General features: G+C 50.4%; 7 protein-coding genes. 6 read left to right on the top strand and 1 reads right to left on the bottom strand.

The window, feature by feature from the left end; all coding sequences use genetic code 11:
* Positions 1 to 15: 15 nt before the first annotated feature.
* A complete protein-coding gene (locus tag J7619_RS14780; protein ID WP_291199597.1) occupies positions 16 to 1,224 on the bottom strand; it encodes an ATP-binding protein in 1,209 nt (402 codons plus the stop codon).
* 226 nt (positions 1,225 to 1,450) lie between these two features.
* Here J7619_RS14780 and J7619_RS14775 point away from each other — a divergent pair, with 226 nt between their 5' ends.
* The 6 genes from J7619_RS14775 (at position 1,451) to J7619_RS14750 (ending at position 16,523) form a co-directional block, all read left to right on the top strand.
* A complete protein-coding gene (locus tag J7619_RS14775; protein WP_291199594.1) occupies positions 1,451 to 3,829 on the top strand; it encodes an FtsX-like permease family protein in 2,379 nt (792 codons plus the stop codon).
* Positions 3,830 to 4,108: 279 nt separating this feature from the next.
* Positions 4,109 to 6,517, top strand: a complete 2,409-nt coding sequence (locus J7619_RS14770; protein ID WP_291199591.1) for an ABC transporter permease — start codon at positions 4,109 to 4,111, stop codon at positions 6,515 to 6,517.
* A 184-nt stretch (positions 6,518 to 6,701) separates the two neighbouring features.
* Positions 6,702 to 9,119, top strand: coding sequence for an ABC transporter permease (locus J7619_RS14765; protein WP_291199588.1), 2,418 nt, complete (start codon positions 6,702 to 6,704; stop codon positions 9,117 to 9,119).
* A 93-nt stretch (positions 9,120 to 9,212) separates the two neighbouring features.
* Positions 9,213 to 11,642, top strand: coding sequence for an ABC transporter permease (locus tag J7619_RS14760; RefSeq protein WP_291199585.1), 2,430 nt, complete (start codon positions 9,213 to 9,215; stop codon positions 11,640 to 11,642).
* Between the two features lie 21 nt (positions 11,643 to 11,663).
* Entirely contained in the window at positions 11,664 to 14,045 is a 2,382-nt protein-coding gene (locus tag J7619_RS14755) for an ABC transporter permease (RefSeq protein ID WP_291199582.1), read from the top strand.
* A gap of 99 nt (positions 14,046 to 14,144) precedes the next feature.
* Positions 14,145 to 16,523, top strand: a complete 2,379-nt coding sequence (locus tag J7619_RS14750) for an ABC transporter permease (protein ID WP_291199580.1) — start codon at positions 14,145 to 14,147, stop codon at positions 16,521 to 16,523.
* Positions 16,524 to 16,565: the final 42 nt, after the last annotated feature.

Genomic DNA, 16,565 nt, shown 5'->3' with positions numbered 1-16,565 from the left:
GGCCCGGCATTTTTGTCAATCGGCCAGGTATCGATGAGCGGGAACGACATGCGCTTTCATACCGCCCAGTTCGAATTCGTCGGTCTGATTGAACGTCACCAGCGTCCCTTCCGTCAATCCGAAATGCGCTATGGCTTCAAAAAGTCCCTTTAATTCCCGGTCGATATTATCGTGATTGAGATCGTAGCAAACTTGCACCACCTGACGCACCGTACCTTTTTCGGAGAGCACAAAGTCGCACTCGCTCTTTTCCGAGAAATAATAGATTTCCTTGTAATTTCTTCTCAGGTGCAGGAAAACCAGGTTTTCGAATACACTGCCGAAATCATCTGTAAACGAGCCGGAGTTCGCATTCACCACACCCGTGTCGATCGCGTACACCTTGCGCGGGTTGATGAGCTGCTTACGTAGCGAATAGCTGAACTTTGGTACGAAATGGAAGAGGTAGGTGTATTCAAAATACGAAAGATAATCCATCATCGTGCTCGTAGAACCTGCCTCAAACATCGTTTTCAGTCTGTTACCGGTGATCAGCCGGCCTACATTCGAAACCAGGTACAACGCAAGCCGCTGCAAGGTCCGCACGTCGCGCACGCCGTAACGAACGGCGATGTCGCGTATCAGAATGTCTTCGAACAAATGGTGCATGATCTCCTCCAATCCGGATTTTACATATTCAGGGAAACCGCCTGTCGCCATATAGTCGCGGGTGGTATCCGCCGAAGGCGCTGCGTTTCTATATGCACAAAACTCGGTGTAGGAAAACGGAAAGAGCTCTTTGGTAATCTGCCGGCCGGTGAGTTTCGTGCCCAATTCTCGGCTTAGCAACGAGGCGTTGGAACCGGTGATCACGATTTTGCAACCTTCGTCCAGTTTTTGCCGTACGTAGGTTTCCCACCGGTCGACGATCTGGATTTCATCAAAGAATAATGCGGTTTGGCTCATCTCTGTCACCAGGCTGTCGAGGCGGACGAAGTCGGAAGGTTCGAAATCATACAATCGGGTGTCTTCGAAGTTCAGGTAAAAGGCGTTTGGATGCTTTTCGCGCAGCAGCTGATGCAGCAGGGTGCTTTTGCCACAACGCCTCACGCCGGAAACGATGAGCGCGTGTGAGGTGATATCGGGTAGTTTGTCCAATGCGGTTCTCGCCAATCCCAGTTCAAGGACGGAGAGGTTGGCTTTCTGTGCTTCCGCTACGCTCGCTATCGTGCTTTTTAAGATCATCGTCCGAGTTAATAACTCAAATATACAACATTGTATTTTGCTATCAAACAATAGTGTCCATTACTAATGTACATTATTGTTTGATGTAAATAGAAAGTTGAATAGATGTCCGGTTTTGGACAGTGATTTTGGAGTAAATATTTGATATTGAATATTTTGGTTTGCTGGTACGGATTTGTTGTCTGGATAATTTCAATCAGCAATAGCAGTACTTCTCACGATACTTATGCTTAAAAACTACCTCAAAATCGCCATCCGAAGTCTTTTCAGGCACAAGACCTATTCACTGATCAATGTCCTCGGGCTTGCCGCCGGGATATGTGTTTCGACGCTCATATTGATGTTCGTAGTCCATGAGCATAGTTACGACAGGTTCCATAGCAGGCACAGCGACATCTACCGCGTGCTGGGCAAGGTGAAAATGGGTGACAACGAAATGCAGATGAGCAATTTTGGGGCTGGTTTCGCACCAGTGCTGGCCGAAGGGATGCCGCAGGTAGCGGACTATGTCAGAATCTTACCTTCGTACCGAAGTGTTGCGATCGCAGATCCCGGACGGAAAGAGGAAGCGATCCTGGAAAAGAACATCCTGTTTGCCGACCCGTCGTTTTTTAAAGTATTCAGCTTTCCGCTTGAAAAGGGGAATGTGGCAGATGCGTTGCAGAAGCCATTTACAATGGTCGTTTCGGAGCGTGTGGCGGTCAAATATTTCGGCAATACCGATGTGATTGGCAAAGCGCTGTTGTATGAAGGAAAACACCTCGTTCAGATCACGGGTGTTGCACAGGACCCGCCGTCCAATTCTTCCCTCGATTTTGACTTTGTCATTTCCAATGCTACCTACCCGAGGCTGAGCGAGACAAACCAGAAAAACTGGGAGGCCGGATTCGGGAATTTTACCGTGTATTTGCTTTTGAAGGCCGGAGCATTGAAGGTACAAGCAGAGCAGGGAATGAACCACCTCAAACCATTGAAGGAGATCGCTGGCGAGCTGAAACCACAATATTTGTTGGAAAGTCTCGACGATATGCACCTCGGAGGCGCATTCGACAACTCCGGAAACAGCAAGCTCATCCCGATTTTCACAGTCGCGGCCATCGCTATTCTGATGCTGGCACTCTTCAATTACATGAGCCTCACCACCGCGCGGGCTACCCAACGCGCACGTGAGGTGGGCGTGCGGAAGGTAGTAGGCGCTACACGCATGGGACTGAGCAGCCAATTTTATATGGAATCGGCGTTGGTGTGTGCGCTGGCTTTCAGTTTGGGCTTACTGATGGTTTTTTATCTGAGCCAGCCATTTTATACATTGCTGGGTTTGAAAATCGACACTTCCTTTGTGATATCCCCTTTCTTCTTGTCATTTCTGGCAGGTCTGCTCGCGCTGACCGCTTTGGTCGCGGGAAGTTACCCGGCGTTTGTATTGTCCGGCTTTGCGCCGTTGGAGGTAATCAAGGGGCGGTTCACAGGTAATATCGGCGGGATTGGTGTTAGGCGGGTTTTTATTATTTTTCAATTTGCGGTTTCCATGGCACTCATTGTCGGTAGCTTGATTGTGCGCGAGCAGCTGAACTTCATGCAGCGAAAAGAGCTGGGGCTCAATAAGGAACAGGTACTAAGCATTCCCATTGGGCCGTCGATGGCGGCCAATTACATTCCGTTCCGAAATGCGGTGCGGGAGCAGGCAGGAGTTGCAAACGCCACATTTGCGAACGTGGGGCTTTTTAAGGGGTATAATATGTTTTTCATTCCAAACAAAATCACCAAAAAAGATATTGCGGTGGCGCAAATGGTGGTGGATGAGCAGTTTGTGAGCACTTTGGGATTAAAATGGAAAACATCACCGACAGCCGGCGCCCGCCGTAACCAGGTCTTGCTGAATGAGCAGGCCGTTGCCGAACTGGGTATCGAAGGCAATCCGATTGGCCAGCAAATCATGGAAGGGATGACGTTGGACGGCATCGTGAAGAACTTTGACTTTTCGGATGTGCAGCATGGCGGCAAGGCCATGATGTTGTCGGTAGCCGGTGATACCACCAATATGCTCCGTATGCAAGGCGCTTCGCGGGGTATATTATATGTGCGCTTAGACACTCAAACGGATATTATTGCCCAGGTCAAAACAATAAGCAAGCTTTTCAAGAAATACGATCTCGAAACACCTTTTGAATACTATTTCCTCGATGACGCATTCAATGAGACATTCAAAAGCGAAATGCGGCTTTCGGGAATGTTCTCGGTGTTTACGATACTCGCCATTTTCATAGCCTGCATGGGACTTTTTGGACTCATCACTTTTACCACCGAAACGCGGACGAAGGAAATCGGCATACGTAAAATATTGGGTGCTTCGGCTGCGGGTATCGTCGGAATGCTTTCGAGGGAGTTTGTGGTGCTGGTCCTTATTGCAGGCGTGATAGCCATGCCGGTCGCCTGGTACTTCATGTCGCATTGGTTAGAGGATTTTGCGTACCGGATCAGCGTTCCGCTATGGGTGCATTTCCTTACTATCACTTTGATGTTACTCATCACGCTGCTCACCGTGGGTCTGAAAGCCATTCACGCAGCGATGGTTAATCCGGCGGCGTCACTAAGGAATGACTAGGTTTTTGTTCAGCTATTTGACATGCCGTTCTCCACAAGGTGAAAATCAAGGTAGAGGACCGCAGATTTGTATAAATAACCACTATTACCGCGCTTATGCCATTTTGAGTAACGGAACCGTGGTTTATGCCGAGACACAGCATTTTGCCAATCTTTGATCTGTGCGCACAGGTGTCATGCCCGGCTGTTCGTTTTCGGACAGCCGGGCTTTTATTTTTCGTGCGTATGTATTTGATTGTCAATTGTTATGATTTCTGGTATGCATTTAATAGGTATGGAGATGAAAGCCATATCTTACCTGACTGTCATGTTAAAAAATTATTTCAAAATCGCCTTCCGGAACTTGTGGAAGCATAAGGTATTTTCGTTTATCAACATTATGGGGCTGACCGTCGGGATGTCGGCCTGTTTGCTGATTTCGATGTACGTCAATTTCGAGCTGACTTACGACGCTTTCCACTCCAAATCCGACCGCATTTACCGGCTGGTGACCGACGTGATCACGCCTTCCGAAACCATAAACGCGGGTATTACTTCCTGGGCTTTCGGGCCGACGATTAAGCAGGATTTTCCGGAGGTCGAGGCCTACACACGAACTAATGGCGGCAGTTTCCTGGTACGGAAAGGGGATATCAAATTTCAGGAGGAAGCCACTGTATTCGCGGATTCGTCGCTTTTCCGGGTTTTTGACTTTAAATTAATTCAGGGCGATCCTAAAACGGCACTCAAAGAGCCGCTAAGCCTGGTTTTTACCGAGAAGGCAGCCAAAAAGTATTTTGGTGACAGCGATCCGGTCGGGCAGACATTGCTGCTAACCGGCGACGGCCTCCCGGCGAAGGTTACCGGCGTGATGAAAGATATTCCCGAGAATTCGCTAATCAAGGGCGATATGTTTGTTTCGATGACGACCATGACACAACGTTTCAACCGTGAGATTGACGAACAATGGGGTAATTTCGGAGCGATGACCTACCTGCTCCTGAAACCGGGCAGCGATAGCAAAGCTTTGGAAAAGAAGCTGCCCGAATACCTCGAGCGTCGCGCGGGCAAGACTATGCGTGAGTCAAAAATGTCGTACAAGCTTTTCCTTGAACCGCTGCTGGATGTGCATTTGAAATCGGAACGGGATGTAGCTGAGAAAGGCAGTATGAGCAACGTATATGTATTCTCGGTTGTAGCCGCTTTCATCTTGCTGATCGCTTGCATCAACTTCGTGAACCTCACTACTGCGCGGTCGGCAGAGCGGGCCAGGGAAGTGGGTATTCGCAAAGTGGTGGGTGCGGCCAGAGGACTGCTGGCAAGGCAGTTCGTGAGCGAATCTATCTTGCTTTGTATGATTGCATTTGTGTTTTCCATCATGCTTTCGGCGGCATTGGTGCCGGTTTTCAATAACCTCGCTGGTAAAGTGATCGTTTCCGACTTGTTTGCCGATCCTTCATTTCTAGTATATATGCTGCTTGCAGCGATTCTGATCGGCATTCTGGCCGGTATATATCCCGCATTGGTCCTGTCGTCTTTTGAGCCCGTAACGGTTTTGAAAGGACGCTTTTCTACCAGTACCAAAGGTGTATTGTTGAGAAAAGGGCTCGTTACCGTCCAATTTTCGATCTCGATCGCGCTCATTATCGCCACGATGATCGTCTACATTCAGATGAACTACATGCGTAACCGTGACCTCGGTTTCAGTAAGGATCAAATGCTGGTGATCAGCACCGAGGGTGATCCCAAGCGTGAGGCATTCAAAGAGTCGCTGCGCGGATTGGCGGGCATTCAATCCACTGCTGCATCGTCCAGCGTTCCGGGTGGCCCGAACCGGGGGGCATATTCTGAAATCGAGAACAAAAGCGGGGAATTGCAGGTCGCCAACCTCGACCTCTATTTCGTTGATTTTGACTATATCCCACAATTTGGCCTGAAAATGGCCGCCGGTCGACCGTTTTCCCGGGAATTCGGGACGGACACAACCCAGGCGATGGTCATCAATGAGGCTACGGTGAAATTGCTGGGTTATGCCACACCCGAAGACGCACTCGGACGGCGGTTCAAGCAATGGGGGCGCGAAGGCAAGATCATCGGGGTGATCAAGGACTTTCATTTCCGGTCTTTGCAGGAAACGATCAAACCGCTTACGATGCGCATCGAGCCGGGCGGAACGGAGCTTGTCTCGGTGAAAATTGAAGGCAACCGCTTGAAAGAAACCGTAGCGGCAGTCGAGGAGAAATGGAAGGAAATTGTCCCCGGCAGGCCGTTCTCCTACTACTTTATGGACGAATTCTTTGACCGCCAATACCGCAGCGAAGAACGTTTTGAGAAGCTGTTTTTCAACTTCGCGATCCTGGCGATATTCATTTCCTGCCTTGGTTTGCTGGGGCTGGCGTCGTATAGCACAATGCAACGTACTAAAGAGATTGGCGTGAGAAAGGTCATGGGGGCGTCCGTTACCAGCATTGTGGGCCTGCTTTCTATGGATTTCCTCAAACTTGTGCTGATCGCTTTCGTGGTGGCATCGCCGATTGCCTATTTTGGAATGGACCGATGGCTGGAAAACTTCGCCTACCGCACCGATATTTACTGGTGGGTGTTCGTGATCGCCGCAGCATTATCTACCGTCATCGCTTTCGTGACTGTCAGTTTCCAAAGCATCAGGGCCGCTATCATGAACCCGGTGAAGAGCTTGCGCAGTGAATAGACACTATCTGTCGCGCCCCGTTCCAAATCGAACGGGGCGTGTCCGATAGTGAACACCGTTGATTTGTTTTCTAAAAATATAAAAAATTGATTTTCAGACAATTGTGATATTGTTGTTGGCTGGTGCATAATTTGACTGTCGGATTGGGAAATCCATCCGTTTAAACCCCGTAACCGGCGCAGTTATGATATCCAGCTATCTGAAAATCGCTCTCCGGAGCCTTTGGAACAAGAAGGCTTTCGCTTCCATTAATATTTTCGGACTGGCTATCGGGCTGGCAACTTGCATGCTGATCCTCCTTTTCGTGCAACACGAACTGAGCTACGACCGCTTCAATCACAATGCAGACCGCATATTCAGGGTCACATTACACGGGCGGATCGGCGGCAACGATATCAACATCGCGGGCGCGTCTGCTCCCGCAGGGCCCGCCCTGCTGCGCGACTACCCGGGCGTGGAGGCGTACGCGAGGCTCAGCACCAACGGCACATTCCTTGTTAAAAACGGCGAAAAGCGATTCCTGGAAGAACGCGTCGTATTTACCGACTCCAACTTTTTCAATTTCTTCTCCATACCCCTTTTAAAAGGTGATGCCAACAGCGTCCTGAAAGAGCCGAAGACGATCGTTCTCACCCGGTCCACCGCATTGAAATACTTCGGGAACCAAGACCCCGTCGGTAAAAGCCTCGAAATGGGTAATAGCGGTATGTTCCGGGTGACGGGCGTTTGCGAGGATGTACCTTCCAATTCGCATTTCCATTATAACTTTTTTGGATCGATGAAATCGATCACGCTGGGAGAGAAGTGGCTGTCGAGTGGCGCGCATACGTATGTCCTGCTGCGTAAAGGTTATCCGGTAGCAAAACTTTCGGCCCAGATGCCGCAGATGGTGCGGAAATATATTGGTCCCGAAATCCAGGAGTTCCTGGGCATGAGCTATGACGAATACCTGCGGAAAGGCGATAAGTTCGGTTTCGGTTTGCAGCCATTGACCGACATTCACCTCACTTCCAATCTCGAAAATGAGCTGGAAGGCAACAGTAACATCAAATACGTCTACATATTCACCGCTATTGCGGTATTCATCCTGCTGATCGCCTGCATCAACTTCATGAACCTGTCCACCGCGGGCTCGGCAGGACGGGCGAAGGAAGTGGGCGTCCGGAAAGTAATGGGCTCGGTGCGCCAGCAGCTAATGGCGCAGTTCCTTACCGAATCGGTTTTGGTGACATTTTTCTCGCTATTGGTCGCATTCGGCATGGTAGTGCTGATTTTGCCCGGTTTCAACGACCTCGCCGGAAAGCGGTTTGATCTGCAATCCATTCTGAATGCACGGATGATCGGCTATACCCTCGCGGGGTGTTTGATCGTCGGTTTGCTTGCAGGAAGCTACCCGGCGTTTTTCCTCTCGGCTTTCAGGCCTGTGGCGGTGCTGAAAGGGAGCATTCAGGCTGGTGTAAAAAGCGGATGGCTTCGAAATACGCTGGTTACCATTCAGTTTGTGGTTTCCATCGTGATGATCGTTGGAACAATGGTCGTTTACCAGCAACTCCGTTTTATCCAGAACAAAAATGTGGGTTTTAATAAAGAACAGGTACTGATCCTGCACGATACCTATTTGCTGGGTGATAAAGCCAGGACTTTCAAGGAGCAGCTGGGAAACCTTTCGGCCGTGAGCAGCGTGACGCTGGCAGGTTATTTGCCGGCGGGGAATTCCAACAATGCTACGGACGGTTTCCTGCCCGAAAATGCCGAGAACAATATTACACCCTATCGTTTTACGACGTATCAGGTAGACGAGGATTACCTGAAAACGCTTGGGATAGGCCTTATTAAGGGCCGGAATTTTTCGAAAACCTTTGGCGGGGACAGTGCTTCCATACTGGTCAACGAGGCGGCGGTGAAGCAATTTGGCTGGAAGGACCCGATCGGAAAGCGCATCAGGACCATTGGAAACGGTACGCCGGAAAGCAAGCGGTTTTATACCGTAGTAGGTGTTACCAAAGACTTCCATTTCCGCTCCATGCACGAGCGCATTGCTCCGCTGGTGATGTTCTACGGTGGCGACCAGTATCAAATGGCCATTCGTGTCAAAACGAAAGATATTCCGGGTTTGCTCAAAACAGTGGAAAAAATCTGGAAGGCGACATCGGATAACCCATTTGGTTATTCTTTTCTGGATGAACGCTTTAACAATATGTATGAATCCGAGCAGCGGGTAGGAAAGCTGTTCGGGATTTTTGCCGGGCTTGCTGTGGTGATCGCTTGCCTCGGATTATTTGGGCTGGCAGCTTTCACGACGATCCAGCGAACCAAAGAAATAGGGGTGCGCAAGGTATTGGGCGCTTCGGTATTGAGTATCGTCTCGCTCCTCTCCAAGGATTTTGTGAAACTCGTGGGTATCGCCATCGTCATCGCCTCGCCGCTGGCGTGGTACGGCATGAACCAATGGCTGTCGGACTTTGCGTATAAAGTCAGCATCGAATGGTGGGTGTTCCTGCTTGCGGGCGTGTTGGTGGTAAGCGTTGCTTTGCTGACAGTGAGTTTTCAGAGTATCAAAGCGGCGCTGGTCAATCCTGTTAAGTCGCTTAAAGCGGAATAAGGGGAGGATGGAGGAAAGGGAGGATAGGACAATTAACGCAACGCCCTTTCGTCCCCTTCCTCCTTTCTTCCTCCTCCCCAAAACTAAAATATCATGCTCAAAAATTACCTGAAAATCATCTTCCGTAACCTTTGGAGAAACAAGGGGTATTCGGCTATTAATATCGGCGGGTTGGCGATCGGAATGGGTGTGGCTATGCTGATCGGCCTGTGGATTTATGACGAACTTTCTTTCAACCGCTATTTCAAAAATTACGACCAGATAGGGCAGGTACTGCAAAACCGTGTCGAGCGTGGGGAGAAGAAAACGTGGTTCTCGCTGCCTGTGCCTTATGTAGCTGAGTTGAAAACGCATTATGGAGGCAACTTCAAACGCATTGTTGCTTCTACTCAGACCGGCGAGAGAATTCTCACAGCCGGTGACACGAAATTGTCGCGTAACGGCCAGTTTATCGAGAGCGGGGCGTTGGAAATGTTCGGGCTTCGTATGGTAAGTGGTTCATGGGCGGCGCTGGACGACGAGCAGGGCATTATACTCGCTCAATCGACGGCCCGCGCGCTTTTTGGCAATGCCGATCCTATGAATAAGATCGTGAAAGTAGATACCGAACTGAATCTGAAAGTAACGGGCGTCTATGAAGATCTTCCACAAAACACGCGGTTCAGCGACGTCCAGTTCATGGGTTCGTGGGACTATTTTTTGGAGAAAAACCGCTGGATGAAACAAAAGAAATGGGACAACCACGCGATATGGATCTTCACCCAGCTGGCCGACCATACCGATTTCAAAACAGCCAGCGGGTCCATCCGTCTTTCGGAACTGAACGCGATCCGTAAAATGGATGATATGCGGGAAGAGGCAGCCACCCAGCCGGAAATGTGGGTACACCCAATGGAAGACTGGCATTTGTACTCCGATTTCCAGAATGGTGCTGTGGGTGAAGGCCCCGTGAAATACGTATGGATGGTCGGTCTGATCGGCTTCTTTGTGCTTTTGCTGGCCTGTATCAATTTCGTTAACCTGAGCACTGCGCGCTCGGAGAAGCGCGCGCGCGAGGTGGGTGTACGTAAGGCGATCGGTTCTATGCGAATGCAGCTGATCGGGCAGTTTTTCAGTGAATCTTTACTGGTAGTGCTGCTCTCGTTCATGGTGGCACTGGTCGGGGTGGTATTGTCGCTGCCGTGGTTCAACAACCTGGCCGCGAAGCAAATGGTGATTCCGTGGGGTAACGCCTATTTCTGGATTTCCAGTGTAGGTTTTGTGGTGATTACCGCTGCATTGGCGGGCAGCTATCCGGCCATTTATCTTACTTCTTTTCAGCCTGTGAAAGTGCTCAAAAGCTCCGGTGCGTCGCTGCGGACTCATTTCGGACGCTTCGTCTACACGCCGCGGCAGGTGCTGGTGGTATTGCAGTTCACGATTTCCGTCACCCTGATCATCTGCACCAGCATTGTTTACCGCCAAATCCAATTCGCCAAAAAGAGGCCCGTTGGCTACTCGCGTGACGGTTTGATGATGGTACCCATGAAAACCGATGATTTTTACGGAAAAACAGACATTATACGCACAGAATTGAAGAATACCGGCATGGTGGAGGAAGCGGCCGAATCGCAAAGCCCGATTACCGGCGTGTGGTCGTCCAACGAAGGTTTCAGCTGGAAAGGTATGCCGGAAGGTTTTGTGGAAACATTTGCCACGCTGACAGTCTCGCCGGAATATGCCAAAACAGCCGGCTGGCAGTTCGTCAGCGGCCGTAATTTTTCGAGAGATTTCGCTTCCGACTCATCGGGCTTCGTCATTAATGAATCGGCGGCCCGTTTGCTGGGTGTTGCCGATCCGGTCGGAATGGTCGTTTCCTGGAAAAGCCAATGGATGACCGACAATATCCGCAAATCCTTCACCGTCCTCGGAGTTGTAAAGGATATGGTGATGGAATCGCCGTTTGCACCGGTGAAACCGACCGTTTTCTTTCTGTTTGGTTCGCCCAACTGGATCAATATCAAATTGAATCCGAACGTTAGCCCGGCTGCGGCTTTGCCTGCTATTGAAAATGTATTCAGGAAGCTGGTACCTGCGGCGCCATTCGAATACAAGTTTGCCAGCCAGGAGTACGACGCCAAATTCAGGACCGAAGAGCGGATCGGCAAGCTGGCCGGTTTTTTTGCCGCACTGGCAGTCCTGATCAGCTGCCTCGGATTGTTCGGGCTGGCCTCGTTCACGGCCGAGCAACGAACCAGGGAAATAGGTATCCGCAAAGTGCTGGGTGCCTCGGTAGCGGCATTGTGGGGCATGCTTTCCAAAGACTTCGTTTCACTGGTGGCCGTTGCGAGCCTCATTGCCGTGCCGCTGGCCTGGTATTCCATGAGCGAATGGCTGCAAAACTACCAGTATCGCACCGAAATCAGCTGGTGGATATTTGCCCTCGCAGGCGCAGGGGCGCTGTTGATCTCGCTCGCGACGGTGAGTTATCAGGCGATTAAAGCAGCGTGGATTGACCCGGTAAAAAGTTTAAGAAGTGAATAATTTATCAAAACACACTCTATCATGATTGGAAGCTATTTGAAGTTTACCCTTCGGAATCTGACGAAACATAAGGTTTATGCCGGCATCAACCTCATTGGCCTGGCTGTGGGAATGGCCGGTGCGATTGTGTTGTTCCAACTGGTAAATTACCACCTGAGCGTGGATAGATACCATGTCAAGGCCGACAGGACGTATCGCGTAGTGGTAGACTTGCACCTCGAAGATGGTTCAGTGGAGCAGGAGCGGGGCTCGGCTTATGTTTTGCATGAAACATTGAAAAAGGAGTTCAGCTATGTCCGGGATGCCGCTTACGTGGCGCATAAGGAGCTGACCATCCGGGTCGATCGCGAAGGGACGTCGCGCAAGTTCATGGAAAAGGACCACGTGGCATTTACGAATCCGGATTTCTTTCAAATATTTGATTATAAATGGATTAGTGGTAGCGCTTCTGCGATGGGCGAACCCAATCAGGTCGTCGTAACCGAGCGGTATGCCCGGAAGTATTTCGGAAACAGAAATGCGATGGGGAAGGTAATCCGCGCCAATAACCGTGAAAACCTCGTGATCGCAGGTATTCTGGCCGATTATCCGGATCAAACTGATTTTAAGCAAGATATTTTTGTTTCACTGCCTACCCTGAAAAGGATTGTCCCGGAATATGGTTATGAAGACTGGGGCTGGATCGACGGTAGTCGTGAAACTTTTGTAACGCTTCGTTCGCCGGAGGACAAGGCTGCATTTGAAGCGCAAATGCCTGCATTCGCTAATAAATACCACGGTGCCGACGGTAAAGTGTTTCACTACCATTTGCAGGATTTGCCGGACGTACACTTCAATATGGCTTACGGCGGCAAGATCAAATACAACACGATTATCGTGTTGGCGACGGTGGGGATATTACTCGTTCTCATCGCTTGCTTCAATTTTATCAACCTTTCTACTGCGCAGGCATTCAAACGCAGCAAAGAAGTGGGGGTACGAAAAGTGCTCGGCGTTTCGCAGGCGCAGGTCTTTTGGCTTTTTATACAGGAAACGGCATTGGTAACCTTTTCCGCAGGCGCCATTTCCGTAGGATTCGCGTGGCTTTTTGCTCCGATGCTTAGCCATTGGCTGAGCCTGAATGTGCGTGTAGATATTTTCCGTGATCCTCAGTTATTGGCTTTTTGCCTGGTATTGCTGCTGTTTGTGGTCGTGCTGGCCGGGGTTTATCCGGCATTCGTCATTTCCAGGTTCAACCCGGTGGAAGCGATTAAAGGTTTGTTGAAGGAAAACACCCGGAGCTTTTTTTCAGTCAGAAAGGGGCTGGTCGTGACACAATTCAGCATTTCATTCGTCTTGATCGCAGTGTCGACGCTGATTATCCTGCAATCCGAATTTCTGAAAAACAAAGATCTTGGAATGGATAAGGACCTGATCCTGCATGTGAATTTGCCTGAAATAGCAACCAGCAAGCTAGCGGCTTTGCGTAATGAACTATCAGCATTGCCCGAGGTTACCGACCTGTCGTTTTTCCGAAGTGCTCCATCGGTCCAGACCAGTGGTGGCGGAACGATCAAATTCGAAAACCGGGACTGGGAGAAATTCGTAGCGCGGTCGAGAGCCGCGGATGACCATTTCGCGAAAACCTACGGATTGAAACTCGTTGCAGGCCGCGTTCCGGTGCATTCGGATACGCTCAATGAGCTGCTGATCAACCGGAAACTGGTACGGGCGTTGGGGCTGAAATCACCCGAGGCTGCGTTGAACCGACGGCTGCATGTGGGCGATGCGGGCAAAACCGGCACTATTGTGGGCGTGTTATCCGATTTCAACAATGGCGATCTCTACACGGGCATCGAACCGACAATCGTATTCGCCGATCAATCGCGCTACCGCTGGGCCGGCGTGAAACTAAGCCGCCTGGATGCGTCGACGATCAGCCGGATCGGTGCCGTTTGGCAGAAACAATTTCCTGAAAATGTATTTGAATACAGTTTCTATGACGAAGAGATCGCGAAGTTCTATCAACGCGAAGAACTCGCGACGCGCCTCACAACCACTTTTGCATTGCTGTCGGTATGCCTGTCATGCCTCGGACTATTCGGGTTGGCCATTTTCGCCATCGAACAGCGGACCAAGGAAATAGGTGTACGGAAAGTCCTCGGTGCATCGGTAGCGGGTATTACGGCAATGCTGTCGCTGGATTTCCTGAAACTGGTGCTCGTCGCGATCGTGATCGCCAGCCCTGTTGCCTGGTATTTCATGAATCGCTGGTTGCAGGACTTCGCTTACCGGATCGATATCCATTGGGGAATATTCGCCTGGGCAGGCTTTCTCGCGGCCGGTATCGCTTTGCTAACGGTCGGTTTCCAAAGTGTTAAGGCGGCGTTGGTGAATCCGGTGAAGAGTTTGAAAAGGGAATAAGGGAGGAATGGAGGAAAGGGAGAATGGAGGAAGGGGACCACGAAACACTTCCTCCCTTTCTCCCCTCCTCGTTACTCCCATCAAAAACGATAAATAATTATGCTTAGAAGTTACCTGAAAATCGCATGGCGTAGCCTGATCAAGGATCGGCAATTTACGCTGCTTAATCTGCTGGGCCTCTCTACCGGGCTCGCTTGTACGTTGCTGATTTACCTCTGGGTGACCGATGAACTGCGGGTCGACAAGCATAATGCCAACGATGCGCAGTTGTTCCAGATCATGGTGAACCAGCCGCAGGAGGATGGTATCAAAACCGGCGAGTATACCCCGGGCCTGCTGGCCGATGCATTGAAGGCGGAGATGCCGGAGGTAGAGTTGGCGACAACAGTAGTACCGGCAGAATGGTTTTCGAACAAAGGCGTAGTGTCCGTTGGTGAAACGCAGTTGAAAGCCGGGGGGCAGTTTGTCAGCAGCGACTATTTCGATGTTTTCACCTGCCCGTTCACGCAGGGTGATGCGCGCACGCTGACCGGCGACAAGAATACACTTGCGCTGTCGGAAGAAATGGCCGGAAAGCTTTTCGGTACTGTACAAAATGTGGTTGGAAAGACCGTGAAATGGGACGAGGGGCAGTTTAGCGGACTTTACCGCGTGGGGGGCGTGTTCAAGAGCAATCCCCGTAATGCGAGCAACCAGTTTGATATTCTCTTCAATTTCGAACAGTTCAAGGCGCGGCGGCCGGGTATGGAAAACTGGGGTAACAGCGACCCGAATACCTTTGTAATACTTAAAAGCGGAGCAGACCTGGCGTTGTTTAACGAAAAGATCCGGCATTTCCTGAAAACCAAAAATAAGGACAGCGACTTCCAGCTTTTCGCCATTCGGTATTCTGACAAATATCTCCATGGGCAATTCGAAAATGGGGTACAGGTGGGTGGTCGCATTACTTATGTGAGGCTGTTTTCGGTGATCGCTGTGTTCATCCTGGTGATTGCCTGCATTAATTTCATGAATCTCTCCACGGCCAAGGCTTCTGGCCGCATGAAGGAAGTAGGGATCAAAAAAGTGGTGGGAGCTTTGCGGAGCTCGCTGGTTATGCAGCATTTGAGCGAATCGCTGATGCTCACTTTCGTGTCGTTGCTGGTGGCGGTGGGCATGGTCATGCTCCTGTTACCCGAGTTCAACAACATTACGGGTAAGCAAATCTCCCTGTTGCCCGATCCGACGCTGATTTTCGCAGCGCTGTGCATTACGCTGGTCACCGGATTGCTGGCCGGAAGCTACCCCGCATTGTATCTGTCGGGTTTTGATCCGGTTTCCGTTTTGAAAGGCAAACTGAAAAATAGCGCCGGCGAATTGCTCGTACGGCGGGGACTGGTTGTGTTCCAGTTTGCGGTGTCGGTGATTTTCATCGTTTCGGTGATCGTCGTTTACCGGCAAATCCAGTTTATCCAGAACCGGAACCTGGGCTACAACCGCGATCACATTATTCATTTTGAAATACCACTCGAAATGGATTCGCTGAAATTGAAAGCGGCGGAAGGTTTTCTGGGAGAGGTGAAAAACACCCCTGGCGTGGTGAATGCTTCGAGTTATTACCACAATCTTACAGGCAAGCATGGTGCGATTTCCGGTTTCGAATGGCCGGGTAAACCTGCCGGGACGGACATCGAGTTCTCGAACCTGGAAGTAGGCTATAATTTCATGGAAACAGTGGGTATGACGCTGCGCGAGGGCCGGTTTTTCTCCCAAAACCAGAATGCACGGAATGAAATCATATTCAATGAGTCGGCGATTAAAAGTATGGGGCTGAAAGACCCTGTTGGCAAGACGGTGAAATTCTGGGGCATGGAGCGACAGATCGTCGGCGTGGTGAAGGATTTTAATTTCGAATCACTATATGAGCCTGTGAAGCCCTGCTTCTTCCAGATGTACCCCATTATGCCAAATGTAATGGTGAAAATTCAAAGCGGTACCGAGGAAGGAACCATTGCGCGTTTGCGCAAGCTATTCCAGGACCATCACAAGGGACTGGTGTTCGATTACCAGTTTCTGGACGAAAATTACAAGGCGCTGTATGCCTCGGAGCGACGGGTAGGGGTACTCTCGCGCTATTTTGCCGGACTGGCGATTGTTATTTCCTGTCTCGGGCTTTTTGGCTTGGCTGCATTTACGGCCCAGCGCAGACAGAAAGAAATCGGTATCCGTAAGGTGGTTGGGGCCTCGGTAAGCAATGTGGTGCTGATGCTTTCCATGGATTTCGTCAAACTCCTCGCGATCGCATTGCTCATTGCATTCCCGCTGGTAGGCTGGGTAATGTACCAATGGCTGGCCAATTTCGCATTCCGTATTGACCTCGATGCAGGAATTTTCCTAATCGCTGCCGCAGGTCTTGCACTCGTTACGCTCGCGACGGTGGGTTTCCAGGCGATGAAGGCGGCGTTAGTGAATCCGGTAACAAGTTTGAAGGGGGAGTAGAGGAGGAAAGGGAGGAAGGAGGAATGGAAATTCCGGGTACTC

The organism is Dyadobacter sp. (assembly GCF_017744695.1).
Lineage (GTDB): Bacteria > Bacteroidota > Bacteroidia > Cytophagales > Spirosomataceae > Dyadobacter.
Note: the sequence above shows the minus strand (reverse complement) of the source record. Positions and strands in the feature narration are given on the sequence as shown.